At 70.9% G+C, this 25,804-nt stretch carries 23 protein-coding genes, 1 tRNA gene and 1 pseudogene; 7 read left to right on the top strand and 18 right to left on the bottom strand.

Annotated features, from left to right (window positions below; translation table 11 throughout):
* Positions 1 to 14 precede the first annotated feature (14 nt).
* Complete coding sequence (locus ACH427_RS06680; protein WP_398868323.1) at positions 15 to 707, top strand: hypothetical protein; 693 nt, start codon at positions 15 to 17, stop codon at positions 705 to 707.
* 71 nt (positions 708 to 778) lie between these two features.
* Here the strand turns inward: ACH427_RS06680 and ACH427_RS06675 are convergent, their stop codons facing one another.
* The 3 genes from ACH427_RS06675 to ACH427_RS06665 all read right to left on the bottom strand — a co-directional run bounded on the left by ACH427_RS06675 (position 779) and on the right by ACH427_RS06665 (position 3,477).
* A complete protein-coding gene (locus tag ACH427_RS06675) occupies positions 779 to 1,873 on the bottom strand; it encodes a YeiH family protein (RefSeq protein WP_398868322.1) in 1,095 nt (364 codons plus the stop codon).
* Positions 1,873 to 2,427 (bottom strand): cysteine dioxygenase, encoded by a 555-nt coding sequence (locus tag ACH427_RS06670; RefSeq protein WP_398868321.1) that lies wholly within the window; start codon positions 2,425 to 2,427, stop codon positions 1,873 to 1,875. The genes ACH427_RS06675 and ACH427_RS06670 overlap by 1 nt, the downstream gene beginning before the upstream one ends.
* Before the next feature lie 144 nt (positions 2,428 to 2,571).
* Complete coding sequence (locus ACH427_RS06665; protein ID WP_398868320.1) at positions 2,572 to 3,477, bottom strand: LysR family transcriptional regulator; 906 nt, start codon at positions 3,475 to 3,477, stop codon at positions 2,572 to 2,574.
* Positions 3,478 to 3,565: 88 nt separating this feature from the next.
* Between ACH427_RS06665 and ACH427_RS06660 the strand changes: the two genes are divergently transcribed.
* The 4 genes from ACH427_RS06660 (at position 3,566) to ACH427_RS06645 (ending at position 5,908) form a co-directional block, all read left to right on the top strand.
* On the top strand, positions 3,566 to 4,438 hold the full coding sequence (locus ACH427_RS06660) for an alpha/beta fold hydrolase (protein ID WP_398868319.1): 873 nt from the start codon (positions 3,566 to 3,568) through the stop codon (positions 4,436 to 4,438).
* 77 nt (positions 4,439 to 4,515) lie between these two features.
* A tRNA-Cys gene (locus tag ACH427_RS06655) sits at positions 4,516 to 4,590 on the top strand.
* Positions 4,591 to 4,910: 320 nt separating this feature from the next.
* The gene (locus ACH427_RS06650) at positions 4,911 to 5,252 is read left to right on the top strand and encodes a hypothetical protein (protein WP_398868318.1); all 342 of its coding nucleotides are present in this window, start codon (positions 4,911 to 4,913) and stop codon (positions 5,250 to 5,252) included.
* Between the two features lie 299 nt (positions 5,253 to 5,551).
* Entirely contained in the window at positions 5,552 to 5,908 is a 357-nt protein-coding gene (locus ACH427_RS06645) for a hypothetical protein (RefSeq protein WP_398868317.1), read from the top strand.
* A 791-nt stretch (positions 5,909 to 6,699) separates the two neighbouring features.
* Here the strand turns inward: ACH427_RS06645 and ACH427_RS06640 are convergent.
* The 12 genes from ACH427_RS06640 to ACH427_RS06585 all read right to left on the bottom strand — a co-directional run bounded on the left by ACH427_RS06640 (position 6,700) and on the right by ACH427_RS06585 (position 21,591).
* Positions 6,700 to 7,188 carry a hypothetical protein gene (locus tag ACH427_RS06640; protein WP_398868316.1) on the bottom strand — a complete coding sequence of 163 codons (489 nt, stop codon included), beginning with the start codon at positions 7,186 to 7,188 and terminating at the stop codon, positions 6,700 to 6,702.
* 82 nt (positions 7,189 to 7,270) lie between these two features.
* Positions 7,271 to 9,100, bottom strand: coding sequence for an alpha/beta hydrolase (locus ACH427_RS06635; RefSeq protein WP_398868315.1), 1,830 nt, complete (start codon positions 9,098 to 9,100; stop codon positions 7,271 to 7,273).
* A gap of 6 nt (positions 9,101 to 9,106) precedes the next feature.
* Positions 9,107 to 9,487 carry a hypothetical protein gene (locus ACH427_RS06630; protein ID WP_398868314.1) on the bottom strand — a complete coding sequence of 127 codons (381 nt, stop codon included), beginning with the start codon at positions 9,485 to 9,487 and terminating at the stop codon, positions 9,107 to 9,109.
* Positions 9,488 to 9,535: 48 nt separating this feature from the next.
* Positions 9,536 to 10,636 (bottom strand): type VII secretion-associated serine protease mycosin, encoded by a 1,101-nt coding sequence (gene mycP / locus ACH427_RS06625; protein ID WP_398868313.1) that lies wholly within the window; start codon positions 10,634 to 10,636, stop codon positions 9,536 to 9,538.
* A 106-nt stretch (positions 10,637 to 10,742) separates the two neighbouring features.
* On the bottom strand, positions 10,743 to 12,278 hold the full coding sequence (locus tag ACH427_RS06620) for a hypothetical protein (RefSeq protein WP_398868312.1): 1,536 nt from the start codon (positions 12,276 to 12,278) through the stop codon (positions 10,743 to 10,745).
* Positions 12,275 to 12,694, bottom strand: coding sequence for a hypothetical protein (locus ACH427_RS06615; RefSeq protein ID WP_398868311.1), 420 nt, complete (start codon positions 12,692 to 12,694; stop codon positions 12,275 to 12,277). Before ACH427_RS06615 ends, ACH427_RS06620 begins: the two co-directional genes overlap by 4 nt.
* A 96-nt stretch (positions 12,695 to 12,790) precedes the next feature.
* The gene (locus tag ACH427_RS06610; protein ID WP_398868310.1) at positions 12,791 to 15,130 is read right to left on the bottom strand and encodes a xanthine dehydrogenase family protein molybdopterin-binding subunit; all 2,340 of its coding nucleotides are present in this window, start codon (positions 15,128 to 15,130) and stop codon (positions 12,791 to 12,793) included.
* Between the two features lie 23 nt (positions 15,131 to 15,153).
* Positions 15,154 to 17,133, bottom strand: a complete 1,980-nt coding sequence (locus ACH427_RS06605; protein WP_398868309.1) for a 2Fe-2S iron-sulfur cluster-binding protein — start codon at positions 17,131 to 17,133, stop codon at positions 15,154 to 15,156.
* Positions 17,130 to 18,026, bottom strand: coding sequence for an FAD binding domain-containing protein (locus ACH427_RS06600; RefSeq protein WP_398868308.1), 897 nt, complete (start codon positions 18,024 to 18,026; stop codon positions 17,130 to 17,132). Before ACH427_RS06600 ends, ACH427_RS06605 begins: the two co-directional genes overlap by 4 nt.
* Positions 18,027 to 18,322: 296 nt before the next feature.
* A complete protein-coding gene (locus ACH427_RS06595) occupies positions 18,323 to 19,957 on the bottom strand; it encodes a beta-N-acetylhexosaminidase (protein WP_398868307.1) in 1,635 nt (544 codons plus the stop codon).
* Between the two features lie 133 nt (positions 19,958 to 20,090).
* On the bottom strand, positions 20,091 to 20,384 hold the full coding sequence (locus tag ACH427_RS06590) for a DUF3039 domain-containing protein (protein ID WP_116212048.1): 294 nt from the start codon (positions 20,382 to 20,384) through the stop codon (positions 20,091 to 20,093).
* A complete protein-coding gene (locus ACH427_RS06585; RefSeq protein ID WP_398868306.1) occupies positions 20,371 to 21,591 on the bottom strand; it encodes an MFS transporter in 1,221 nt (406 codons plus the stop codon). The genes ACH427_RS06590 and ACH427_RS06585 overlap by 14 nt, the downstream gene beginning before the upstream one ends.
* A 129-nt stretch (positions 21,592 to 21,720) precedes the next feature.
* Here ACH427_RS06585 and ACH427_RS06580 point away from each other — a divergent pair, with 129 nt between their 5' ends.
* Positions 21,721 to 22,569, top strand: a complete 849-nt coding sequence (locus tag ACH427_RS06580; protein ID WP_398868305.1) for a LysR family transcriptional regulator — start codon at positions 21,721 to 21,723, stop codon at positions 22,567 to 22,569.
* Here ACH427_RS06580 and ACH427_RS06575 read toward each other — a convergent pair.
* Positions 22,562 to 23,161, bottom strand: a complete 600-nt coding sequence (locus tag ACH427_RS06575) for a YqgE/AlgH family protein (RefSeq protein WP_398868304.1) — start codon at positions 23,159 to 23,161, stop codon at positions 22,562 to 22,564. The genes ACH427_RS06580 and ACH427_RS06575 overlap by 8 nt on opposite strands.
* Before the next feature lie 233 nt (positions 23,162 to 23,394).
* Between ACH427_RS06575 and murA the strand changes: the two genes are divergently transcribed.
* A complete protein-coding gene (murA, locus tag ACH427_RS06570) occupies positions 23,395 to 24,735 on the top strand; it encodes a UDP-N-acetylglucosamine 1-carboxyvinyltransferase (RefSeq protein WP_398868303.1) in 1,341 nt (446 codons plus the stop codon).
* 333 nt (positions 24,736 to 25,068) lie between these two features.
* On the opposite strand, the gene ACH427_RS06565 is transcribed toward murA, so the two are convergent.
* Both ACH427_RS06565 and ACH427_RS06560 read right to left on the bottom strand, forming a co-directional pair.
* Positions 25,069 to 25,350 (bottom strand): HU family DNA-binding protein, encoded by a 282-nt coding sequence (locus ACH427_RS06565; protein WP_071961969.1) that lies wholly within the window; start codon positions 25,348 to 25,350, stop codon positions 25,069 to 25,071.
* A 273-nt stretch (positions 25,351 to 25,623) separates the two neighbouring features.
* Positions 25,624 to 25,804, bottom strand: a pseudogene (locus ACH427_RS06560) (NAD-dependent malic enzyme); the annotation flags it as partial.

Below are 25,804 nucleotides of genomic sequence, written 5' to 3'. Positions count from 1 at the left end.
CACACAGTCTCGTCATGTACATGCAGATAGAATCCGGCCAGGTCACCGGCCCGTGGCGCCGCGCGTCCGGCGGGCAGACCACGTCTTCACGCCCGGCCACGGTGGCCGGGCGCAGCACATGGGGGAACACCATTTCCGTTCGGCACGTACTCGCCGCCGCGCTGCTCGTCTCCGGCGCGCTCACCCTGGCCGCCTGCGGGCCGGCCGACGGGGGCAAGGCGTCCTCCGCTCCGTCCTCGTCCGCCTCCCCGGCGGGGAGCGCGACCGCCAGGCCGGCGGGCGGCGGCAAGTCCAAGGACCCCTGCGGACCGCTGCCCAAGGGCCATAGGCTCATCCGGGTCGACCACGTCGAGGGCGCGATGGCCAATGTCATCGCGCGGGACGCCGAGGTGTCCTGCAACACCGAGATGGACGAGGGCGCCTTCTACCGCGCCGAGGGCCCGGCGACGACCTATTCCTTCGACCCGCGGGCCAAGGTGACCGTCATCGGCGGGAACGGCCCCGAGGCCCGCCCGGCGGCCAACTCCGGCACGACGCTCTCCGGGATCGGCCACGTCAAGGAGTGCGCGGACCCCGGCCACCAGCAGTACGACAGCGGGCAGTCGAAGCGGAAGAGCGACGAATACTGCGCCGGGCAGAACTACTACGACGTCGCGGTGGGCCCGGACAACAAGATCACCGAGATGACCGAGCTCTACGGCTCGTAGTCACCTGCGAAACGCACGAGGCGGGGTCCGGCGATACGGCCGGGCCCCGCCTTTCCGCGAACGGTCCGCTCTTACGTGGTGAGCAGCACTCCCCCGTACGACGCCCCCGCGATCACGACCCACGAGCACAGGCCCAGCGCCGCGACCCGGCCGCCGGTGCGCACCAGCGTGGGCAGGTGCACCGCGCTGCCGAGGCCGAACAGGGCGGCGGCGAGCAGCAGTTCCTGCACATGCTGCGCGAGGTCGAGCGCCCCGCCCGGCACCAGGCCGGTGGTGCGCACGCCGACCATCGCCAGGAAGCCGAGGACGAAGAGGGGCACCAGCGCGGGCCGCTTGCCGGTGCCCGCTTGCGGGTCGTGCGCCCGGCGGCGCCGCATGGACACAGCCACCGCCGCGACCAGCGGCGCGAGCAGCGCCACCCGCATCAGCTTGACGAGGACGGCGTCGGTGAGCGCCTCGGGCCCCGCGGTCTGCGCGGTGGCCACGACCTGCCCGACGTCGTGCACCCCCGCGCCGACCCAGCGCCCGAACTGCGCGTCGTCCAGGCCGAGCGGGTGGTGGAGCAGCGGGAGCACGGCGATGGCGAGCGTGCCGCACAGGGTCACCAGCGCGACGGAGGTCGCCACGTCCTCCTCGTCGCTGCCCGACACCTCGCTGACGGCGCCGATCGCGGAGGCGCCGCAGATGGAATAGCCGGTGGCGATCAGCAGCGGCTGGTCACCGCGCAGCCCCAGCCGCCGCCCGAGCCACAGCGTCCCGAAGAACGTGGCCGCCACGACGGCGACCACCATCGCGACGGTGGCCCAGCCGAGCCCGAGCACATCGCCGACGCTCAGCTTGAGGCCGAGCAGCACGACGCCGACGCGCATCAGCCGCTTACCCGCCAGCGTCAGCCCCGGCCGGGCCGCGCCGCGCACCCGGGCCCGTACGCCGGGGATGTGCGCGGCGGCGATGCCGAGCACGACGGCCGCGGTGAGCATGGGAACCGCGGGTACGAGCCGGTGGACGGCCCAGGCCACGGCGACACCGGCGGCGGCCATGGCCAGCCCGGGCAGCTTGTCCTTGCCCGGGAGCCTGTCCGCGCCCGGGAGCCTGCTCTTCGGCGGGGCGGCGGGCAGGCCGCCCGGTCGCGTGCCCGCCTTCGTACGGGGAGAGTCCAGGGCCATCAGAGTTCGTCGGCCGGCAGGTCGTAGACGCGGCGGACGCTGCTGCCCAGGCGGGAGACGTCGGCACCGTAGACGTGGATCGAGATGGCGGTGGACGAACAGGCGTTGCGCACACGGTGGATGTCGCCCGGCGGCGCGAAGCCGCAGACGTCGCCCTGGGCGTTGACCACGTCCTCGGTCGCGACGAGGCGGGCGGTGGTGCCGTCGGGGACGAGGCGATAGCGGCGCTCGCTCTCCGTCCCCTCGTGAACTCCCGTGACGCACCAGGACACATGGTCGTGCACGCACGTCTCCTGGCCGGGCAGCCAGACGAGCGCGACGATCGAGAAGCTGCCGTCGTGCTCGGCGTGCAGGAGGTGCTGCCGGTAGCGTTCGGGGTCGCCCTCGCGCTGCTCCGGGGTGAGCAGGTCGGGGGAGCCGAGGTGGGCCGCGAGCCGCTCGCCGACGAGATATGCCGTCGTGTCGGGCGGCAGGCCGCGGCCTACGGCCTCGCGTACGTCGTCGACGAGCTGGTCGATGCGCGCGGTCGTCGGGGCTGCGGTGGGTGTGGTCATAGGTGCAGCGTCGGACGGCGTGATCCATCGGTCCAACGACAGTTTGTTGACGGGAGCCTCACTCCCGCTTATACCTCGCTGGAAACGTCCCCGCCGCATCGCTTGAGACATCCCGGCCGCATCGCATGAGACATCCCGCCGGGATCAGCAGCCGATCCGGCGGGCCGCGACCGCCTTCAGCTCGTCCAGCACGAGCGCCGTGGCCGGAACGCGCAGGTGCTCGCGGAGCACGTACGCCGAGACCTGGCGGCGCGAGGCCGGGTCCAGCGCCCGGCCGGTGATCTTGTCGTGGCGGAGGAAGGACAGCACCAGACCCGGCATCATGGCGACGCCCAGCCCCTCGGCGACCAGCGACTGCACCACGAGGTTGTCGTCGGTGGTGAAGGCGATGTCGGGCGCGAAGCCCAGTTCGGCGCACTCGTGCAGGAAGTTGGTGCGGCAGCGCAGACAGCCGGCGATCCAGCGCTCCTCCGCCAGGTCCGCGAGCTTGACGGCGCGGCGGCGGGCGAGCGGGTGCCCGGTGGGCATCAGCACCGTCAGCTGATCCTCCATCAGCCGCAGCTCCACCACCTCCTCCGGCACCTGCTCGTGGAGGCCGGGATAGGTGAAGGCGAGCGTGATGTCGCACTCGCCGCGCACCAGGCGGCGGATCGACTCCGGCGGCTCCCCCTCCAGCAGCTCGACCCGCACGCCCGGATGGTCGGCGGCGAGCCGGGCCAGCGCCTCCGGGATCAGGGTGGCGCTCGCGCTGGGGAACGCGCAGACCCGCACCCGCCCGGCGCGCAGCCGGGTCAGCGAGCTCATCTGCTGCTGCGCGGCCGTCAGGCTGTCGAGGATCGTCTCCGCGTGCCGGGTGAGCGCCTCACCGGCCTCGGTCAGCCGCATCCTGCTGCCCGCGCGCACGAAGAGCGGGCTGCCCACCACGCGCTCCAGCGCCTTGATCTGCTGCGTGATCGCGGGCTGGGTGTAGCCGAGCGCACGAGCGGCCGCGGAGTACGACCCGGCCGTGACCACCGCGTGGAACGTTCTGATGTGCCGGGTGTCGAACACATCGGAATCATAAGCGGAATTTGGGGGAGCAGGGGAGTGAGCGGGGAGTCACTTCTGGATCGACGGACTATTAGGGCAAGGTGGACACGTGCGGCACTACACCTCTTACGACTCGACGGAGCTGGCGTACCGCGTCCTTCAGGCCCGGGACGGCGGTGGCGGCGAGACCGTCGTCTGCCTCGCCGGCGGGCCGGGACGGGACGCCGCCTATCTCGGTGACCTCGGCGGACTCGACGCGCGCCACACCCTGGTGATCCCCGACAGCCGTGGCACGGGCGCCTCGCCGCCCTCCCCCGACCCGGGCGGCTACGCCTTCCCCGCCCTCGCGGAGGACCTGGAGGCGCTCCGCCGCCACCTCGGCCTGGAGCGCTTCGCCCTCCTCGCCCACGACGCCGGGTGCGCGACGGCCCAGGCGTACGCGGCGGCCCACGCCGACCGGCTCAGCCGGCTGGTCCTCGTCACCCCCGGCTCGCGCCTCCAGGGCGAGCTGCCCGACGACGCCGAGCAGATCTTCGAGGCCCGCGCCACGGAGGACTGGTGGACGGACGCGTACGTCGCCGTGCACACGCTCCCCACGACCAGCGACCTGGGCGAGGTCCGCGACCTGCTGTGGCGCGCGGCGCCCATGGGCTACGGCCGCTGGGACGCGCCCCAGCGCGCGCACGCCGCCGCGGAGGGCGACCAGCTGAACCCCGTCCCCCGCGCCGGCTTCTGGCAGGGCGTCGACGAACCGGCCCGCCTCGCCCTGCTCCACGGCCTGGGCGACGTACGCTGCCCGGTGCTGGTCATCACCGGCGACCGCGACGCGATCACGGGCATGCGCGCGGGCGAACTCGCCGCGGCCTCCTTCCCCTCGGCGGCGCTGCGTCCCCTGCACGAGGTCGGCCACTACCCTTGGGTGGACGAGCCGGAGCTGTTCCGCCCCATGGTGGAGGAATTCCTGTCACCACGCCCAGCATGAACACGATGTGTCATCCGCCCGGCGCCCATTGCTCCCCCTCACCCGCTCTGCTTACGCTCGGAGAGCCAGCACAACACGGCCGTGTGCCCGAGTGGTTGAGGGGCTCGCCTGCAAAGCGAGTTACGCGGGTTCGATTCCCGCCACGGCCTCCACGTCGTCGTACCCCACGGTATTGGTGACCAGCTCCGCCGTGGTGATCTCCGTGGCCCACCCCTCGGGCGGCTCCTGATAGGGACTGCACGCCCCACAGTTGGGACACGTCCACCGCCCGTGAATCCCCTGGACGACCGATCCGCACCCGCTACAGGTATCGGTGGTGTGATACGGCTCGCCGGGCAGGGCGTGGGGGCGCCATGACTGTTCGTCCATGGGGTCCAGATTGCCATGGAGTGGGTGGGGTGGTGGGGCTGTGGGGATACTCAGGTAGGCGTACGGATGTGCGGGGTTGGGGGGCGCGCTTAGCGTCGGGGGCATGATGTCGATGCCTGGGACAGAGCCGCAGCCGCAGCCGATGAGCACGGGCGCCAAGTTCCTCGGAGGGGCCGTCCTTTGGCTGTTCGCGGCGTTCACCTTCTGCGTGCTCCCCATCACGGTCATGGCGAGCGACGGCTGCAACGAGGGCGACACCCAGCCCATCTGCTCCTTGGCCGTCCAGCAGGCCGTCGTCGCCATCCCCATGCTCACCGCCCCGACCGCCGCCATCCTCGGCACGTGGGGGTTTTGCTCGCGCCGGGGAGTAGGGCTGATCGCTTGGATGGGAGCGATGTTGCTGCTCATAGGTGCATGGGCCGCGGTGAAGGCAATCACCGAATGAATGGAGATTGGGAGGTGGGGACTCTGCAAACACAAGAGGGCGTGCCAGCGGAGGGGGGTGCGGTCAGGCTCGGGGCGGATTTCTCCCAGGGCGGAGCCCCCTCGGGGATGACCAAGCCGAGGTGCTACCCGCAGTGTGAAGTAGCCATCAGTACCAATTCGGATGAGGGCGGACGATGTGGACGCGCTGCTCGGCGTCGTTCCTGGTAGCTCTGTGCACCCGGGCACCTCAAGGCGTTTGGCGAGGTCTAGGTATCCGTACGGATGTGCGCGGCCAACGGCCCGCCTACCGTCACGAGCATGACTTTGACGCCTGACATCCAGCCGCCGCGGACCGGCCAACACAACGACCCCGCAAGCGTGGTCCTCAAGTTCGTCGGATGCGTCGTCCTATGGCTCTTCGCGGCATACACCCTCTTCGTGCTCCCCCTCTCGGTCATGGCAAGCGACAACTGCGACCAGGGTGACACCCGGACGATCTGCTCCGTAGACGTCCAACAGGCCGTCGGCCTCATCCCGGAGCTCACCGTCCCGATCGCCCTCGCCGTGGGCACCTGGGGCATCTGCTCCCGCCGGCGATGGGCACCCGCCGCGTGGGTCACCGCGGTCGTGCTGCTCATGGCGGCGTGGGTCACGGTCGGGGCGATCATCCGTTGAGGCGCGACCGACACGAAGGCCGCCCCCGCCCGAGTGACTTGCTCCTGGGACACCGAACCTTGGTTCTGGGGATCATCGCAGCTGTAGGCGGACTGGCCGGGGCGATCCGCAGTACGGCGGACGGAGCCGGATCGCTCCAGATTCTGGCCCAGTCAGGAATCGGCCTCCTGGGACTGGCTCTGGCGGTTGGCTCTGTCATCGCGTATGCCAGGAAGTAGCTCCGAGCAGGACTACTCACACAAATGAGCAGATGGCCCCTGCTACCGCGGCAACGCATCGGAGGGAATCTCCATGGAGATAACTCAGCCGACAGCAGGGACCGCCGCCGCGACCATGGGAGTGAGCCGCTCTGTTATCGTGCGCCGCTGGACCGTCGGCCTGATTTTGCTCGCCTTGATCAGATGGGGCGCCGTTTCCGACACGATTTTTTTTCAGGATATGACGGGCGGCCCCGTACATAGCGCTGACGAATACCTCAAGCGCGACGTCCGGACGCAGCAATCTGACAAGATGAAGTGGGGCAACTGCGCCCCAAGCCAGCAGATCCCGAACATTTCAGCGAGGAGCTCAGCACCTCATGCATGGATGAGATCGGCTTCGACAGCAATGGCGTCCCCCGCAATCGGCCCATCTACGGCATCAGACTCACGACGGACGGCGGCTGCACTCGCCACCGTGCCGTACCGGAACCCCGCTCCCGAACAGATCGCATGATCCCGCGCTCCGGGTCTTGACCACGCAACGGGTGCCCTCGTGGCGACTGCGACGAGCCGCGAAACGACACAGTCAGCTCAGTAACCTTCCACAGTTTTACCGTCTGGGACAGAGAAGCAAGCGGACTCAAGATTGACCATGATGCCGGATTCTTTACTGGCGTGGGGGGCGTCGTACTCACTCGACCTTCTTTTGTCCATGAAGGTGATGTCGACCGAAAATTTGAAATTTATCGAATCGGCAACCAGTTCAAGATTCTTGGCCAGGCTCTTATCGCGCCCGTAGCTCGCCACCTTCCACCCACGCTTGGGCAACTCAGCCTTGAGCCGGTCCATGGATCGCTCCATATCTGACTCAGGGACTCCCCACAGGGACCATGCGTGGTGAATCTTATAAAGATGCTCGGGGTCCTCATCGCATCGCGACACGCCAGGCCCGGGTTCACTCACCCGCCCCTTCAAGCTGATGGCATCAAGGATCTGACTGGAGAGATCCTTTGCTTCAGTGCGGACGCTCTCGACCTCTCGAACCTGAGGCTTTACGTCAGAATTTTCAGACTTCTCCATATCACCACACCCCGAAATTCCTACACTAATTATCGCCGCCAGCGCGGCGGCCGAGTTTCGACGATGACTCACTGCCTCACACCTAGGCACGTTTCACCGCTCCATAATTTCCGGTCACCACAGCTGCTTGATTTTGCACGCTTATGGAATCCTTACCTTTCCAGTATCCCCCATGCCCATCCGAATCCGTCTGCATGATATTGGCTCCGAAGGCTCTGTCAGAGGGAACGTTCTGGCTTGCCAGAGCCCCGATTTCGCCGACCACACCGAAAGGTAGCGCAGAAATCAATGGGGTTATCGGGCTGTCACCCCCAAGGCCCACGAGTTTCCCACCAAGGGGAACCTGGTCCTTGAGTGTTGAGGCGGCTTCTGACCACACGTGCCCCTTCGGGGCATCAAGTTCGTCTGCATGGCCGACCAGCATGCCTGGACTGGCGACCGACACGATGTCATCAGCTCCTAGCCCATGCTTTATAGAAGTATCGCCAATAGCGGTAGTTCCATAACTGTGTCCAACCACAGTGAGATGACTCGCATGAGGCCCGCCCTGAGCCACGCGCGTACCATCGAGGAATTTACCTAGGGTCGGAGCCGCCTTGTCGGCATAAGACCTAAAGAGAGCATCCGGGACAAGGTCCCCGTTCTGGGTGGGCATCGCGCTCTGCGGAGCGTCGTACCCGATCCATGTAATAGTTGAAACCGATGGATTCCCGGGCATGGCGTTACTGGCCCGCCATAGCGTGGTCATCTTGTTTATATCGCCCGACGCATTACTCAACCGAGACGTCGTCCCCGGCACGTACACCGCAGTGTGCTCAGCGGTGTCAGGATTACCGTTTGCGATTACAGCACGGCCGAGGCCCTTAGTGTCGAAACCTAGAAGGTAAGCCTTAGGAAGCCCTCCATCTCCCGTCTCATCAAACCTCTTCTCAATCTGCTTGATTCCCTTGAGTTTCTCTTCCAGGGCTTTCTTTTTCTCGTCCCACCGTTTCCACTGATATGTTGTCTGCTCCTCACCTTGGATGGGCAGGCCAGTGATGTCGTTGAATTTTTGCTCACGCTTCTTCGGCTCACTACCTTCAAGCTCTTTGATCTGCCGATCAATATCCTGGCGAGTTTCGCTCAAAACCATTCGGTTGGCGTCATCACGAACAACGGCAGGCAACCCGTCGAGCGCACCGATGCTCGCCGGGTAGAGGGCGACACATTCGTCCTTCTCCGCCTGCGTGCGCTTCGCCCACCAATCGGCGTTCTCCTTCGGTGTCTTGCCCTTGGGGATCATGTCTTCCGAGAAGTGCTTGCCCGCCGCCGCTCGGACGTCCTTCAAGTCCCGGGCCACATCGGACCAGTCCGTCTGATCGAGCTTGCCGTTCGTGTTGAGCTTCCGGAGCGCCTGGGCGTAGCGGCCGTCTATCTCTGCCGCATCCCGAAGCGCCGTTGCGATGCGATCCGCTATCTCCTGCGCCTTGGCCTGGTTGGGGTCCGGCTTACCGATCAACGGCACGTTTTCAGCGCGCGCCGGCTGCTGGACGAAGGGGACCTTGGTCGCCTCCGACGTCGGATACTTGACCGAGCCGTCCGAGTTGACCGTGAACTTCAGGTCCTCGGCATCCTTGAGAGCCTGCTTCAGTTTGTTCTGCGGGCCTTCCAGCTCTTCGGCGAGGCCGGTCAGTGCGGTGCGGATGAGGCCGCACTCGGCGTGAATGTACTGGTAGTTCTTGTTCAGCCGGGTGAGACTCTCGAACGCCTTGGTCGCAGCATCGCCCTGCTGCGTTCTGTCCAGCGTGGCCAGCATCTCACTTTCCGTCCGGCCCTTCGCCACGCTGGCCCGGTTACTCACCTTGGACCACGCCTCTGCGGCCTTGGTGAACTTGGATCTGTCCAGCTTGGTCAGTTCATCGATCGTGACCATCAGGGATCAGCGCCCCTGCTTCGGCTGGCTGTAGGCGTCGATCTTCGACCTGGTCGCGTCGAACGACTGCTCCACCTTGGCGTCGTTCTCTCCGAACTTCGTCCCCGCCGTCTTCAAGCTCCCGTCGAGCTTGTGGCATTCGTCCCGCACAGCACCAAGGCGGTCGCCCCAGCCGCCGAGTATTCCGGCCAATGCTCCCGCGCTCACGAAGCCCGTCGTTCCCGACTTGATTCCGTCGTGGGCATGCTCGAGATCCGTGAGAGCGGACTTCATGTCCTCGTGCAGTTCGCCCGCGACACCCGCCGCGGTGGTCCAAGGCTTCTGGCTCGCCTTGTGCGTGCCGGTGTCGCCTCCGGCAGAGGCCAGGCGTATTCGGGCATCGGACATCGTGAGGGCTCCCCCCGTGGGACGGTCAGTCGAAAGCGAAGAGTTTATTCAGATCCCGCGGCGACGGGCGATCAGGATCGGGGCCGTAACGGCCGCACCCAGCAGGATGGCTGCGCCGATTCCCCAGGCGATCCACGTGGCGTTCGGGCCGTCGTCATCCTTGGAGGCGGCCGTCGGCTTCTGCACTTCTCCCGCAGCGGACTTGGATTCCGGCCCGTCGAGCGGATTCACGTCGGCCGGTCCGGGGTCGCCCGGATCCTTGAGGGCGATGCGAGGGCGGACGGTGCCATAGCCGATCAAGTCCGTGCGCTTCTCGCCGCTTTCCGGGGCGCCGGCGGTGTTGATGAGGACGCGGGTGATCTGGTTGGCGGTCCAGGTGGGGTGGACGGACCAGATGAGGGCGGCGGAGGCGGAGGTTAGGGCTGTGGCGGCGCTCGTGCCGTGCCCCTTGCACAGCTGCGTTCCGCCGACGCAGGCTGAGACGATTCCCTCGCCAGGGGCCGCGAGGTCCACCTGGGGACCGTGCTCGGACTCTCTGGTCGCCATGCCGTCCCTGTCGACGGCTGCTACGCCCAGGACTCCTGGAGTTGCCGCTGGATACTCGACTGCGTTGCCTTTTTCGCCGTTGTTACCGACTGCGGCGAGGATCAATTTGCCCTTGTCACGGGCGTATCGCACGGCTTTCTGAATCTGCACGTCTCCCGATTGTTGCCCCATAGAGATGCTGAGGATCTTGGCGTCGCTGTCAGCGGCGTAGCGGATTGCTGCGCTCACGGTCGCGGAGAAGTTCCGGGTGGCCTCAGCCTCGTTCTTCGAATCAGCACCATCAGAGACACGCAACGGCAGGATTTTGACTCCGGGGGCAAGGCCGAACGATCCGTTTCCTCCCGGGCGCTTACCCGTTCCAGCGATCAGAACTGCCATCTGGGTACCGTGATTGGCGACATCGGTGTGTGCGCCACCGGTCTGGTTCGAGAAATCCTTACCTTCAAGCACCTGACCGTGAAGGTCCGGCAACGTGTCATCCACACCGGTGTCGATCACCGCGACGGTGATCCCCTTCCCGGTACTGACTTGCCACATCTCATCGGCGTGCATGGCATCGAGATGCCACTGCTGCGAACGAACGGACTCGGCCTGGGCCGGCACGGCAGCCACACCTACTAGCAGGCAGCCGAGGGCCCAGCTCGCCGCTCTCCGCATGGTGCGCCCTCGGCTCTCCATGGCCCACATGCAATTCCCCTTGAAACTGAGGTCACTCGATGACTGGTGGAACCACACGGCGTTCTCCCCGACGCCAGGTCTCCTCGTCCTCGACGAGATACTCAGGACGCTGGCTTCCGCGCCGCCGCTGAGGTGCCGCGCCGGGCGCCCCGTGCACGGGAGCCATGCCGGAAGCGCCACCACGGGGCAGACCGGTGCCACCTTGCGTGAACGCCCCGCTTGCCGCCGCCCCAGGGTTCGTACGGCCGATGCTCCCGGCAGCACCGGGACCGTAGGACCCCGTCGGGCGCCCCATACCCCGGCCGGGTTCGGTTCCGATGACCGTGCCACGCGGGGTCGGCTCCACAGGACGCCCCGAAGGAGCAGGCAGGGGGCGGCCACCGACAACACCGGTTTCGGAAGCACGCGGCGCGGGTGGAACGGGTCGCGTGCCCAGCGCTCCCGTCCCACTGGGCGAAGCCGGGCGAGGCGTGGGGAAGCGAGTGCCGATCTCCGGTACAACTGGCCGCGGTTCAGGGCGCGGCAATGACGGTGCAGGAAGGCGAGGAGGTGGAACGATGCCATCCGCTGACCCACTACCAGGCAGGCTGCCGGGCACGCCTCTGGGCGGCGCCGTAGGAATCGTGGGCGCTGGAAGGGTGCTGTCGATCTCGGTACTGGCTCGATCGGGAAGGCGGGGAATCATGCGCCCAGCCTCATGGGCCCCCGGTCGGGACGCCGCGGCGCTATTGCCTGACGCCCCGGAATCCACCATCGCGGAGCCCGACGACTGCGCCGAGCCCGCCCCGTTGCGAATCTGCCCCTGCGACGAGTCATCCGAACCATTGGGCTGAAGGTATTCGTACCCACCATAATGGCGCGTATCCTTCGGCATCACCTCACCCGGCGCCGGCGGAAAATTAGGCCGCTCAGCCTTGAGCAACTGCACCCCCGACGCGTTATAAGACTCCGCCAACTTCTTCATCAGCTCAGCCGCACGCATATGGTCGTCATGCAACCGCCGCTGGGCCTCGTACGCCTGATTCTGGGAAGGGCCCGAGCCGACGGCCGGGGCGTCGAAGAGCGGCTTCTGGATGTATTGCGCGTTCGGCGGCCGCGCCTTGAGGTAGGCGTCCACCGTCGCCTTCGACGCCGCCGAATACTTCGGCATCTGGCTGTGCACCTGAGTGAGTGTCGCCGCGGCGTGGTCCATCCACGTGCCGGCGTTCTCCGCGTAATGGCCCAGGCGGAGCGTCGCGTTGGACATGCGGGAGGCCCAGTCGCGGAAGGACTGGCCGCCCTTGCCCTCCCAGGCGACGCCGTCGAGGTAGCCCTTGAGGTCCTCGCCGAGTTTGTTGATGGCGGTGGAGGCGGACTTCAGCTTGCCGGCGAGGGCGGTGACCTTCTCGGCGTCCGCGGGCTCGATCATCGCGAGGAGCTGCTCGTGCGGGATCGAGGTGAAGTCGTACGTGGCGAAGGGCGAGGGGAACTGGCGGCGCGGGTCCGCGGGGTTGGCCAGGGGCGAGTTGGCCGGGGAGGGCTTGATCAGGGGTGAGTTGAGGGAAGGGCCGGGCTCGGTCACGGTCACAACCTCCCCTTGCCGCCGGAGGAGGCCGTGGGGGGCGCGGCGTACGGGTCCCGGGCCGGGTCGTACTGCTGCTTGACCCGGTTCTGGATCTCCCACATGCGGGCGCGCTGGTCGTCGTCGGTGTCGGCGTACGCCGTGCCCGCGCCGTGCACGGCCATGCTCAGGAACTCGATCTGGTCGGAGAGCAGCTTGGCGAGCGACTCCAGCTGCTGGTGGACGTCGTTGTAGGCACCGTAGAGCGCGTGGGCGGCGTTGAAGCCGGTGCCCAGGTGGGCGCCGGTCAGCCGGGCGTCGGCGACGCGCTCCGGCGCGGCCTCGGAGTCGCCCAAGGTGGTGAGGAGTTCGTCCACGCGCCCCTTGAACGTCCTGAGGGAGGACAGCTCGGCGGCGAGGCCGCCCGACGGATCCTGGCTCACGCGCGCCTCACTGCTCTCTCCCAACCACCCGACGGCACATGTAACTTCCGGCTACACATTACTGTCGGGCAGTGACACCCGCATGAGTACGCCTACTCAGACCGCTCCCGCGCCCACCGCCGCCTGCGGGCGGATCGGGAGGCGGTTGACGGGGCGTCCGGTCGCCGCGCGCACGGCGGCGGCCACGGCCGCGGGGGAGGTGACGACGGGCACCGCGCTGATCGCCTTGGCGCCGAAGGGGGCGACGACGTCACGTTCCTCGACGAGCTTGACGATGCGGATGTCGGGGGTGTCCAGCGACGTCGGCAGGGAGTAACCCGTGAGGTCGGGGCGGCGGACGAGGCCGCCGGTGACGCGGAGGTTCTCGGTGAGGGCCGCGCCGACGCCCTGGGTGATGCCCGCCTCGATGCGGGCGCGGGCCTGCCGGGGGTTGAGCACGCGGCCGACGTCCTGCGCGACGGCCATCTCCACCACGCGCACCGAGCCGAGCTCGATGTCGACGTCGACGACGGCGCGCACCGCGCAGAAGGCGATGCCGACGAAGGCGTCGCCCTGGCCGGTGTCGTCCAGGGGCTCGGTGGGGTGGGGGCGGCACTGGGCGGTGGCCCACAGCTCCTTGCCGTCGAGGGCCTCGGCGACCGTGGTGCTGAGCACCCCGTCGTAGGAGGTGATCTTGCCGTCGGCGATGGTCAGCAGCTCGGTGGACATGCCGAACTGGTGGGCCAGCGGCTGGAGGAGCTGGGTGCGCACCATCCGGGCGGCCCGTTCGACCGCGCCGCCGGAGACCCAGGTGTGGCGGCTGTGCGCGCCGGGGCCGGAGGGGGGCTGGTCGGTGTCGACGGGGGCGACGTGGACCTCGTCGAGGCCGAGGATCTCCTGGACGATCTGGCGGGCGAGAGTGGCGAAGCCCTGGCCGGTCTCGACGGCGGCGCAGATGACGGTGGCGACCGAGCCGGTGACCTTGACGGTGGCGGTGGAGACCTCGTCGGTGCCCTCCGCGCCGAGCATGTGGACCATGCCGAGGCCGTAGCCGACGCCACGGCGCACCGCGCCCGGCTCGCCGGCGCCGTCCGGGCCGCCGGGCAGCAGCCACTGCTCCTCGGGGTCGTCCACGGGGAGCGCGGGCAGCGGGAAGTCGCGCACGGAGCGCAGGAGTTCGGCCACGGGGGCCGGGCAGGTCACCGTCTGGCCGGTGGGCAGCAGGTCGCCGGTGGCCATGACGTTGCGCAGGCGCAGCTCGGCGGGGTCGAGGCCGAGGCGGGCGGCGAGCTTGTCCATCTGGCCCTCGTAGGCGGCGCACACCTGCATCGCGCCTTCGCCGCGGACGTGGCCGGAGGGGGGGTTGTTGGTGCGGACGGCCCAGCCCTCGACGAAGGCGTGCGGGACGACGTACGGGCCGCAGGCGAAGGCGACGGCGGCGGCCAGCGCCTCGGAGGAGGAGTCGGCGTACGCGCCGGCGTCCAGCAGGATCTGGGCCTCGACCTTCACCAGCTTGCCGTCGGCGTCCGCGTGGTGGCGGTAGCGGAGCAGCGTCGGGTGGCGGTGGGGGTGGCTGAGGAAGGACTCCTCGCGGGTGGCCGCCAGCTTGACGGGGTGGCCGGTGCGCAGGGCCAGCAGGCCGAGCGGCAGCTGCATGCCCGGGTCCTCGCGGTCGCCCATGGCGCCGGGGACGCCGGTGACGACGACCTTGACCCGCTCGGGCTCCAGGCCGAAGCAGGCGGCGGCGAGGTCGCGGTCGGCGTGCGGGTCGGTGGAGGCGGTGTAGATCTCGACGCCGCCGTCGGGACGCGGCACGGCGAGGCCGGCCTCGGCGCCGATGGGGGCGGGGTCCTGGCGGCCGATGCGGTAGAGGCCCTCGACGACGACCTCGCCGGTCGCCTCGGGGTCGCCGAAGCGGAGCGGGATGTGCCGGATCAGATTGCCGTCGGGGTGCAGCGGTTCGGCGGAGAACGCCTGCTCGGGGTCGGTGACCGGCTCCAGCGGCTCGTACTCGACGGCGATGGCGGCGGCGGCGAGCCGGGCGGTGTCCGGGTGGTCGGCGGCGACGGCGGCGATCGGCTCGCCGTGGTGGCGCACGATGTCGGAGGCGAAGACGGGGCGGTCGGCGACGCGACGGCCGTGGGCGCCGTCGCCGGGGACATCCGTGTGGGTGATGACGGCGCGCACGCCCGGCATGCGGGCGGCCTCGGCGGTGTCGATCGAGAGGATGCGGGCGTGCGGGTGCGGCGAGCGCAGGACGGCGGCCCACAGCAGACCCTCGGCCCACAGGTCGGCGGCGTAGGGATAGGTGCCCTGGGTCTTGGCGTCCGCGTCGGCGGCGGGCAGGGAGACGCCGAGGCCGTGCGGCGGCGGGCCGGCGGGGCCGCCGGACAGGGCGGACGACGCGACGGAGGCCGCGGTGGCGGCGCCCTCGGCCGTACCGGCCGTTCCCGCCATTTGGCCCATGCCACCCGTTCCCGTCATGCCGATGCCTTTCCGGTGCCGCCGCCGAGCGGGCCCGCCTGGTGCGGGATGCGTGCCTGTTCCGTCTCCGGCTGCGCTTCTTCCTGTGCGGCGGCCGTCGCCGCGCGCTCGTCGACGACCTGGCGCACCGCGTCGAGCACACCTCGGTAGCCGGAACACCGGCAGAGGTTGCCGCAGATGGCCTGGCGGGTCTCCAGCTCGCTCGGGGCGTGGTTGCCTTCGAGCAGGTCGTGCATGGTCATGGCCATGCCGGGTACGCAGAAGCCGCACTGCACGGCACCGCACTCGGCGAGCGCCCGCTGGACGTCGGAGGGCCGGCCGTCGACGGCGAGGCCCTCGACCGTGCGCACCTCGGCGCCCGCGGCGGTCGCGGCGGGGACGAGGCAGGAGGCGACGAGCCGCCCGTCGACCTGGACGGAACAGGCGCCGCACTCGCCCTGCGAGCAGCCGTCCTTGGCCCCGGCGAGGCCGAGGCGCTCGCGCAGGACGTAGAGCAGCGACTCCCCGATCCAGGCGTCGGTGACGGGGCGGTCGGTGCCGTTGACCCGCAGGACGTACGAGGCGCAGGGGTGCTCGGTGTGCGGGTCCGCCGGGTACGCGGGCTCGGGAAGCTGGTCCGCGGGCGGCGCGCTGTCGGTCGCGGGCTCCGCCGCAGCTCCGGCCGGGCCTTCGTCCGGGGCCGCTTCCTCCTGTGCGGACGGCGCGGACTGTGCGGACGGCGCGGGCTGCTCGGGCTGTGTCGGCCGCGCGGCGGCCGCCGGGTCCGCGTGTTCCGCGGGAGGCGTCCACGCCGCGGTCTGATGATCGCCCGTATCGGTGACCCCGGTGTCGTCCTGCGGGGCCGCGGCGAACACCTCGGAGGCGGCGTCCCGCGAGGAACTGCCGGAGGACGAAGTGGAATCCGCCGCAGGCGCCGGGTCCGGGGCCTCGGACGGGCCGGGAACCCCTCCGGCGAGGCCGCTGAGGGCATACTCCCCCGACTCGTCGGCAGGCTCGTCGGGCGCAACCGGAATCGACCATTGGCCGCTCGGACCGCCCGCGGCGGCAGCACCGTCCGGCGCGGCCGCGGCGGGCTGTTGCCAGGCGTGCGGGCTTCCGCCGTGCGGCGTCCACTGCTCGGGGGCGTGCGGGCCGGGGTGACCGCCCGGGCCGACGCCCTGCGGGCCCGTGCCGTCGCTCAGGACGTACGTGCCGGAGGCGCCCGACGGGCCGTCGCCGGCGGGGCGCGGATCAGTGTGGGTGTCTGTGCCGAGCGGGGCCGCGGGCTGCTGCTCGGTGCCCTGCGCGTCCGGACGGCCGGGCAGGCCGTCGCCCGGCTCGGCGGCGGGGTGCGCGGGGGTGCCGTCCGCCATCGCGTACGCGTCCGGCGCGGCCACGGCGTCGTGGGCACCGGGAGCGGCGGGCGGCTGCCGCACGGCGTACGCGGCCGCCGGGTCGTGCGGGTCCACGTGCTGCGCGGACTGCCCGCCGGGGCGGCCGTGCAGGACGAATTCGCCCGACTCGTCGACCGGGTCGTCCCCTGCGGCCGGGACCGTCCAGTGGCCCTGGGCGGCATGGCCGGCGGGGGGAGCGCTCTGCGCTTCCGGAGCGTGCGACGGCTCGGCGAACGGCATCGCCCACTCGGCCGTCGCGTGCGGGTCGGCGCCGCCGTGGGTGCCGCCGTCGGCCGGGGCATCGGTGCGCGGGGGCTCGTAGGACGCCTGGGCGTTCCACTGCTCCGACCACTGCGGCTGCGCCTGGACGGGTGCGTGCGGCTGCTGCCAGGACTCGCCCGTCGGCGGGGTGTAACCGCCGGCGCCGGTGGCGGCCAGGGGGTCCCAGCCGCCGCTGCCGGAGAGCGCCGCGCCCGGGTGGGCGAGGAGTTCGGGCGGGAGTTGCAGGAAGGCGGTGCCGTCCGCGTCGTACTCCGCGCCCCGCGGGATCGGCTGCCAGCCGGGCGGGCCGGCTTGAGTGTGTCGCTGCTGTTCGTCACTCACGCGAGTGCCCTCCCCAGAGCTCGGCGGGCCAGAGTCGCCACCGTACGACGCAGGTGCAGCGCGGCGGGCGGCAGGGTGCCCGGCTCGCCGCCGTCGGGGCCGGGCGCGGGGTCGGGGATGCAGGCCGCGGCCACGTAGTCGCCGAAGGCGGCGCAGGCTTCGGGCGCGAGCGTGCGCTCGCCGTCCCAGTCGATGAGCGAGGCGACCCAGCGCTCGGCGTCCAACGGACGCAGCGGCATGGGCGCGACGGCGCCGACGGCGCACCGCACGTTGCGCCGGGCGGGGTCGAGGACGACGGCCACGGACGCGACGGCGCGGCCCGGACCGGTGCGCCCGGTGGCCTTGAGGAACGTCTGCGGGGCATGCAGCAGCGGCACGCGGACGTAGCCGATGAGCTCGCCCGGCCGGAGCATGTCGAAGCCGGTCAGCAGATGCCCTATCGGGATCTCCCGCCGGGCGCCGCCGGGGCCCGCGATGACCAGGTTGGCCTCCAGCGCGGCGAGCACGGGCAGCGCGTCGCCGGTCGGCGCGGCCGAGGCGATATTGCCGCCGAGGGTCCCGGCGTTGCGGATCTGGGGCGGCCCGGCGGCGCGGGCGGCGGTCGCGAGTGCCGGGATGAGGGCGGCGAAGTCGGGCCGCCCCATCCGGGCGTGGGTGAGGCCGGCGCCGAGGAGGGCGTGGCCGTCCTGGTACTGCCAGCCGCGGATCTCGCTGATGCGGCCCAGGCCGACGAGCCCGGCGGGCCGCAGCAGCCCGGAGTTGACGGCCGCCATCAGATCGGTACCGCCCGCGACGGGCACGGCGGCGGGCATGGCGGTCAGCGCCGCCACGGCCTCGTCGAGCGAGCCCGGCAACGTCACGGTGTGCGCCGCCTGCGGTGCGTGCGTGGTCAACCCAGCTGCCCCTTCCCCGGTGGTCCCGACTCTTCCCGCCTGATACCGCCTGATCCCGCCGTACGGTACGTGCTGTCGGCCCGGACGTGGCAACTCTGGCACATCTTCCGCGTTCGTCGTCGCGAGGGTCCGCGAACCGCCGGTCCGTATCCGGGACGGCGAATGGTCCGGAATTCCGTTCTGTCGCCGCTGTGTGCGGATTGCCATCGTTCGGGGGCCCTTGTACGGCTTACGGCGTGTGTGGAAGGACCACCGTGCCAGGGACCCGCCGTGGGGGCGGGGAGCTTGGCCGTGGCTCACACGATCGGGGGCGCGCCCTCGATCGGGCGTCCGAGGACGCCGGGACGGCGCTGCCAGGGGCGGGGACCGGCGGGCGGGCGGTAGTCGACGCCGAGGGCGTCGAGGCGGGCGTAGTGCCCGGTCATCCGGCGTTCGAAGCCCGCGTGGTCGCGGTCGGCGGGTGCGGGCAGGTGCGACCACGCGGTCTCGGCGAAGGCCGCGAGCCGGGGGAACACCTGGTAGTCGACGCGCTGCTGGGTCTCCGTCACCTCGGTCCACATATTGGCCTGCGCGCCGACGACCCGCGCGGCCTCGGCGCCGGTGAGCTCCGGGGGTACGGGTTCGAAGCGGTAGACGTCCTCCAGGGTGCGGACGTACCCGATCGGTACGGGTTCTTCGGTACCGCCGGCCTGCCGGTGGTCGAGGTAGACCTGTTGCTCCGGGCACATGATGACGTCGTGTCCGGCGCGCGCCGCGGCGATGCCGCCCGCGTAGCCGCGCCAGGACGAGACGGTGGCGCCCGGCGCGAGGCCGCCCTCCAGGATCTCGTCCCAGCCGACGAGCCGCCTGCCGCGCTCGGCGAGCCAGCGGTCGAAGTGGCGGATGAACCAGCTCTGGAGCCCGTCCTCGTCCGCGAGCCCCTCCGCCGCGATCCGCGCCTGGGCGGTGGGCGAGGCCCGCCACTGGTCCTTGGGGCACTCGTCACCGCCGAGGTGGACGTATGTCGAGGGGAAGAGCGCGAGGACCTCGGTGAGCACCTGCTCGTAGAAGGCGAGGGTGTTGTCAGTGGGGGCGAGTACGTTGGGATTGACGCCCCAGGTGTCCCAGACCGGAAGGGAGGCGGTGTCGATGACGTCGGTGTTGCCCAGCTCGGGGTACGCGGCGATGGCGGCCTGCGAGTGCCCCGGGATGTCTATCTCCGGTACGACGGTGACGTGGCGTTCGGCGGCGTACGCGACGATCTCGCGGATATCGGCCCGCGTGTAGTAGCCACCGTGCGGCCGCTCGTCCCACAGGGGTGAGTCGCGGTGGCCGAGCTTGGTGCGGGCGCGCCAGGCCCCCACCTCGGTGAGCCGGGGGAACGCCTCGATCTCCAGCCGCCAGCCCTGGTCGTCCGTCAGGTGCAGGTGGAGGACGTTGAGTTTGTGCGCGGCCAGCAGGTCGATGTAGCGCAGCACGCCGTCCTTCGGCATGAAGTGCCGCGCGACGTCGAGCAGCATGCCGCGCCACCCGAAGCGCGGGGCGTCCTCGATGACGACGCCGGGCAGCTCCCAGGCCGGCCGGTCCGTGCCGGGCGCCCGCCGGAAGGCGCCCGGGCCGAGCAGCTGACGGAGGGTCTGCGCGCCCCAGAAGACGCCCGCTTCGCTCGCGCCCTCGATGGTGACGCCGTGCGCGTCGGCGGTGAGTCGGTATGCCTCGGGGCCCTCCTCCTCGGCGAGCCCGGGGCGGATCTCCAGCCGGACGCGGCCGGGGCCCGTGCCGGGCGGCAGAGGCAGGCCCGTGGCCTGGCCGACGGTGGCGCGCAGCCAGCGCGCGACCCGGTCGGTGCCGGGGCGCGCGTCGAGTTCTGTGCGCTCGTCGAGGGTGCGGGGGGTGGCGGTCGTGCTGATACGTCGCGGGGCCGGGATCAGGTCCGTCTCGTAGTCGCTCATGCGGGCGATCCTTCCCGGCCCCGCCCCTTCGCACAGCCCCCAGGCGCGACTCCGTCGGACACGGGGGCCCGGGCCCTGGAACAGGACGGCCCCCGGACGCGTGTCCGGGGGCCGCGGGAAATCGGGGTGGGGGCTACTTCTTGTCGCCGCCCTTGCCGCCCTTGTCCTTGTCTCCTCCGGCGCCCATGCCTTCGAAGATCTCCTTGCACATCGGACAGACCGGGTACTTCTTCGGGTCACGCCCGGGGACCCAGACCTTGCCGCAGAGGGCGACGACCGGCGATCCGGAGAGCGCGCTCTCCATGATCTTGTCCTTCTGGACGTAATGGGCGTAGCGCTCGTGGTCGCCGTCGCCGTGCGACACCTGCGGCGTCGGCTCTACGAGGGTGCCGGTCCCTGCCCCGCGCTCGGGCTCAAGAGTGCTCATGGATCCCAAGGGTACTGGGGGCCGACTCCTTCGGGTCCGCCCCGGGCAGGTCAGTCGCCCGGCAGGTCGCGCGGCCCGCCCGTACGGCCGTCACGGCGTGCAGCAGCAGCCCCGCGCCCACGGTCCCGGCGGCGGCCCACGGCAGCGCGGAGGCGGGGATCCCGGAGGAGAGGGCGAGGCCGCCGAGCGCGGAGCCGACGGCGCTGCCGAGATAGAGCGCGGAGTTGTTCAGGGCGAGCACGACCGGGCCCCGGCCCGGGCTCAGCGCGAGCAGCCGGTGCTGCTGCGGGACCTGGAGGGCCCACCCGCCCGCACCCCAGAGCACCAGGGCGAGGCCGGCGGCGAACGGGTGGGGCGCGAGGGCGGGCAGCAGCGCCTGCGCGGTGGCGACGGCGGCCAGGACCACCCCGACCAGCGCCCGGATCCGGCCACCGCGGTCCACGAGCGGCCCGGCCGCGAGGCTGCCCAGCACCCCGCCGACGCCCCAGGCCCACAGGTACGGGGTCACACCGTGGACACCGCCCGCCGCCTCCAGCACCGGCGCGAGATAGGTGTACAGCCCGAGGCTGGCGACGGCGGCGAGGAAGGAGACCGCGACGACGGGTGCGACCGAGCGGTCGGCCAGGGCGGCCAGCCGGTCGCGCACGGCGGCCGCGGGCGCCGCGGGCAGCGGCGGGAGCAGAGCGGCGAGACCGCTGAGCGCGCCCGCGCCCAGGGCCGTGACCAGCCACAGCGTGGCCCGCCACCCGGTGCGCTCGGCGAGCAGCACCCCGAGCGGCACGCCCAGGACCGTGCCCGTGCTCATTCCGCCCATGACGAGGGCGAGGGCCCGGCCGCGCCGCTCCGGCGGCACGAGCGTGGAGGCCGCGGCCGTGGACAGCGCGGAGTAGAGACCCGCCCCCGCACCGGCGACGGCACGGGCCGCCAGCAGCAGCGCGAAGGTGGGGGCGAGCGCGGTCGCGGCGTTCGCGGCGGTGAAGACCGCGAGCGAGACGATCAGCGCGGCCCTCGGCCACCGGCCGGAGAGCAGGGTCGCGAAGAGCGGCGCGGAGACCGCGTAAGCCAGGGTGAAGACGGTCACGAGCTGCCCGGCGAGGGCCACGGTCGTGCCCGTGTCGTCGGCGATGGCGGGCAGCAGCCCGGCCATGACATAGGCGTCCAGCCCCAGGGTGAACGACCCCAGGGCCAGCAGCAGGACCTTGCGCACGCTTGTCTCCCGTCCTCTTCCACTGGTTCCACCGGTTCCACCGGTTCCACCGGCTCGGTGGCCGCGAGGCTAGGCAGCGGGCGACGGCGCGCGGAAATGCTTCCGGGGGCCTGTTTATGCTTCGTACGCATGAGTGATCTCAGCGGGGTCGAGCTCCGTCAGCTGCGCTTCTTCGCCGCTGTCGCCGAGGAGCGGAGCTTCACCTACGCGGCCGCGCGACTGGGGACCGGGCAGCCCGCGCTGACCCGCGCCGTCCAGGCGCTGGAGGCGACGCTCGGCGCGCGGCTGCTGGAGCGGACCACGCGCCGGGTCGAGCCCACGGAGGCGGGCCGGCGGCTGTACGAGGAGCTGTCCGGGCTGCTGCCGCGCCTGGACGACGCCCTGCGGGCGCCCGCCCGGGAAGCCGTACTGCGGCTCGGTTTCACCTGGCTGTTCCCCGAGGAGTGCGCCCGCCTGGTGGAGCGCTTCCGCGCGGAGACCGGCGCGGGCGTGCGGCTCGTGCGCCGGGACGCGTCCCTGGCCGGGCTCGACACCGGGGAGACGGACGTGGCGGTGCTGCGGGGCGAGGAGCCGGAGGGCGTGCGCAGCCGGGTGCTCTTCCACGAGGAGCGCGTCGCGGCGGTCGCCCGCACCTCGCCGCTGGCGCGCCGCCGCGTCCTGGGCTGGGCGGAGCTGGCCGGGCTGCCGCTGGTCGTGAACACGGTGAGCGGCACCACCCGCCCGGAGCTGTGGCCGGAAAACGACCGTCCACAGGTGGCGTGCACGGCGGGGAACTTCGACGAGTGGGTGGAGTCCGTGGCGGCGGACCACGGCGTCGGGGTGGCCCCGCGCTCCGCCGCCGACCGCTACACGCACCCGGGCGTGCGCTTCGTACGGCTGAAGGACGCGCCGCCCGTGCCCGTACGCCTCGCGGTGCCGGCACGCGGCCCGCATCCGCTCGCGGAGCGGCTGCTGGGGCTCGTGCGGCCGGTCAGTTGAGGCTGGGGTCGTCGGGGTAGGTGGCGACCATGGCCAGTTCATTGCGCTGGCGGCGGAGCACGGCCCGCCAGAGGTGGGCGGGGTCGGGCGAGGAGACGTCGCCGGGCTCGGACTCCACCACGTACCACGCGCCCTCGACCAGCTCGTCCTCCAGCTGGCCGGGGCCCCAGCCGGCGTACCCCGCGAAGATCCGCAGCGAGCCCAGGGCCGCCGCGAGGAGCTCCGGCGGTGCCTCCAGGTCGACCAGGCCGATCGCGCCGTGCACCCGCCGCCAGCCGAGCGGGCCGTCACCGGCCGGTGCCGCGTCGCCACGGGCGCTGCCGTGGCCCTCCCCCGGCACCACGCCCACGCCCAGCGCGGAGTCCAGCGAGACCGGGCCGCCCTGGAAGACGACGCCCGGCTCCCCGGCGAGCGCCGCCCAGGACTCCAGGATGTCGCCGACGCCGACGGGCGTCGGGCGGTTGAGGATCACACCGAGGGACCCCTCCTCGTCGTGGTCGAGCAGCAGCACCACCGCGCGGTCGAAATTCGGGTCAGCGAGCGCCGGTGTCGCGACAAGCAGTCGTCCTGTGAGCGAGGACACCTCGGACATGGGCACATGATCCCGCATTTCGGGCCGGGACGGGGGCCGGACGCCCGACTCCGGTGCGAAAGCGGCTGCTTCGCGGCCGGCCGGCGACGTAACCGGTAGCGACCATTCCGTTAACGCAGCGTGTTGTTGCCAATCCATGACATGCCCTGAGCCCCCTTACGCATACAGGAGGGCCCCCCGGTCGCATTACCCTTTCTTCTTGCCCCCTGCCCAACTCCAGGAACGCGAGATCCATGACCGGCCCTGACGATGTACTGCTTGTCCACGGCGGCACCCCTCTCGAGGGCGAGATCCGTGTCCGCGGCGCGAAGAACCTCGTGCCGAAGGCCATGGTCGCCGCGCTGCTCGGCAGCGGACCCAGCCGGCTGCGCAATGTCCCCGACATCCGCGACGTGCGCGTGGTCCGCGGCCTGCTCCAGCTGCACGGTGTGACGGTCCGCCCCGGCGACGAGCCCGGCGAACTGATCATGGACCCCTCCCACGTGGAGAGCGCCAACGTCGCCGACATCGACGCGCACGCCGGCTCCTCGCGCATCCCGATCCTCTTCTGCGGCCCGCTGCTGCACCGGCTGGGCCACGCGTTCATCCCGGGCCTGGGCGGCTGCGACATCGGCGGCCGGCCGATCGACTTCCACTTCGAGGTGCTCCGCCAGTTCGGCGCGACCATCGAGAAGCGCGAGGGCGGCCAGTACCTGGAGGCCCCGCAGCGGCTGCGCGGCTGCAAGATCCGCCTGCCCTACCCCTCGGTCGGCTCGACCGAGCAGGTGCTGCTGACCGCCGTCCTGGCGGAGGGCGTCACCGAGCTGTCCAACGCGGCCGTGGAGCCGGAGATCGAGGACCTCATCTGCGTACTGCAGAAGATGGGCGCGATCATCTCCATGGACACCGACCGGACCATCCGGATCACCGGTGTGGACTCGCTCGGCGGCTACAACCACCGCGCCCTGCCGGACCGCCTGGAGGCGGCCTCCTGGGCGTCCGCGGCGCTGGCCACCGAGGGCAACATCTACGTCCGCGGCGCGCAGCAGCGGTCGATGATGACCTTCCTCAACACCTACCGCAAGGTCGGTGGCGCCTTCGAGGTCGACGACGAGGGCATCCGCTTCTGGCACCCGGGCGGCTCGCTCAACGCGATCGCGCTGGAGACCGACGTGCACCCCGGCTTCCAGACGGACTGGCAGCAGCCGCTGGTCGTGGCGCTGACCCAGGCATCCGGGCTGTCGATCGTGCACGAGACGGTCTACGAGTCCCGGCTGGGCTTCACATCCGCGCTCAACCAGATGGGCGCGCACATCCAGCTCTACCGCGAGTGCCTCGGCGGCTCCGCGTGCCGCTTCGGCCAGCGCAACTTCCTGCACTCGGCGGTCGTCTCCGGCCCCACGAAGCTGCAGGGCGCCGACCTGGTCATCCCCGACCTCCGCGGCGGCTTCTCGTACCTGATCGCGGCCCTGGCCGCCCAGGGCACGTCCCGCGTCCACGGCATCGACCTGATCAACCGCGGCTACGAGAACTTCATGGAGAAGCTGAAGGAGCTGGGCGCGAACGTCGAGCTCCCGGGCGGCGCGGAAGCCTGACGGCCTCCCGGCCTCGCGGAAGCCTGACCGTTTCCGCGAGAGGCGCACGGAAGCCTGACGACCCTCCCCGGCCGGACGAACACCCCGGCCGGGGGCCCGGGGGCCGTCCCCCGGAAGACACGGTCCGAGGCGTCCGGAAGCCTGATGCGCCGACAGGCGTGAAGGAGGCGGTCCGCCCTGACGGGCCGTAAGCGTCTGTATGGGCCATTCAAGGCCCGTACAGACGCTTTTCCATGTCCGGGGTGCTCCGCCGGCCCGTACGGCCCGCACGGGCGCCCAGACGCCAGAAGGGCGGCCACCCCCCAGGGGGTGGCCGCCCTTCGCGCTGGGGTCTTACTTGCCCTTGGCGGCTTCCTTGAGCTTGGAGCCCGCGGAGACCTTCACGCTGTAACCGGCAGCGATCTGGATCGGCTCACCCGTCTGCGGGTTGCGAGCCGTGCGAGCGGCACGGTGGGTGCGCTCGAAGGTCAGGAAGCCGGGGATGGTGACCTTCTCGTCGCCCTTGGCGACGATCTCACCGACGGTCTCGGCGAGCGCGGCCAGGACGGCGTCGGCGTCCTTGCGGGTCACCTCGGCGCGGTCGGCCAGCGCGGCCACCAGCTCACTGCGGTTCATGTTGTACTCCCGTGTTCTTCTTGCCAATGAGGCGTGAGATCGAAGCCGATGCTGCCAGGGCCCTCGGACAGTCCCCGGACCCGGGTCTGTTGCCAGACCCTCGCGCCCGGTTACGCATCCTGCCCCCACCAGTGGCGGGAAAGCCAATCCGGCACCCTGGAGAGTCACACGGAAAGCGGCACAGCCTCGGATACAGCCGCATTTCTGCGGCCTGATTTCTGCCCGACACCTTATGGGCAGGTCGCGGGCCCGAAGGCCCGCGACGCGCCGTCATCAGGCGGTCGTGGTGCCCGTCACAGCCGCGCCGGCGGCCTTGGCGGCCTCCCGGACGGCCCCGGCGACGGCTCCGGCGACCTTGTCGTTGAAGACGCTGGGGATGATGTAGTTCGCGTTGAGTTCGTCTTCGGCGACGACGTCGGCGAGGGCGCCGGCGGCGGCGAGCATCATCTCGGTG

This window comes from Streptomyces sp. NPDC020379, assembly GCF_044387105.1.
Taxonomy (GTDB): Bacteria; Actinomycetota; Actinomycetes; order Streptomycetales; family Streptomycetaceae; genus Streptomyces.
Note: the sequence above shows the minus strand (reverse complement) of the source record. Positions and strands in the feature narration are given on the sequence as shown.

Bases quoted from the DNA above. Each gene is read 5' to 3' on its own strand.
- ACH427_RS06680 (WP_398868323.1), top strand. From the start codon at position 15: ATGTACATGCAGATAGAATCCGGCCAGGTCACCGGCCCGTGGCGCCGC.
- ACH427_RS06675 (WP_398868322.1), bottom strand. From the start codon at position 1,873: ATGGCCCTGGACTCTCCCCGTACGAAGGCGGGCACGCGACCGGGCGGC.
- ACH427_RS06670 (WP_398868321.1), bottom strand. From the start codon at position 2,427: ATGACCACACCCACCGCAGCCCCGACGACCGCGCGCATCGACCAGCTC.
- ACH427_RS06650 (WP_398868318.1), top strand. From the start codon at position 4,911: ATGATGTCGATGCCTGGGACAGAGCCGCAGCCGCAGCCGATGAGCACG.
- ACH427_RS06645 (WP_398868317.1), top strand. From the start codon at position 5,552: ATGACTTTGACGCCTGACATCCAGCCGCCGCGGACCGGCCAACACAAC.
- ACH427_RS06640 (WP_398868316.1), bottom strand. From the start codon at position 7,188: ATGGAGAAGTCTGAAAATTCTGACGTAAAGCCTCAGGTTCGAGAGGTC.
- ACH427_RS06635 (WP_398868315.1), bottom strand. From the start codon at position 9,100: ATGGTCACGATCGATGAACTGACCAAGCTGGACAGATCCAAGTTCACC.
- ACH427_RS06630 (WP_398868314.1), bottom strand. From the start codon at position 9,487: ATGTCCGATGCCCGAATACGCCTGGCCTCTGCCGGAGGCGACACCGGC.
- ACH427_RS06610 (WP_398868310.1), bottom strand. From the start codon at position 15,130: ATGGCGGGAACGGCCGGTACGGCCGAGGGCGCCGCCACCGCGGCCTCC.
- ACH427_RS06595 (WP_398868307.1), bottom strand. From the start codon at position 19,957: ATGAGCGACTACGAGACGGACCTGATCCCGGCCCCGCGACGTATCAGC.
- ACH427_RS06590 (WP_116212048.1), bottom strand. From the start codon at position 20,384: ATGAGCACTCTTGAGCCCGAGCGCGGGGCAGGGACCGGCACCCTCGTA.
- ACH427_RS06580 (WP_398868305.1), top strand. From the start codon at position 21,721: ATGAGTGATCTCAGCGGGGTCGAGCTCCGTCAGCTGCGCTTCTTCGCC.
- ACH427_RS06575 (WP_398868304.1), bottom strand. From the start codon at position 23,161: ATGTCCGAGGTGTCCTCGCTCACAGGACGACTGCTTGTCGCGACACCG.
- murA (WP_398868303.1), top strand. From the start codon at position 23,395: ATGACCGGCCCTGACGATGTACTGCTTGTCCACGGCGGCACCCCTCTC.
- ACH427_RS06565 (WP_071961969.1), bottom strand. From the start codon at position 25,350: ATGAACCGCAGTGAGCTGGTGGCCGCGCTGGCCGACCGCGCCGAGGTG.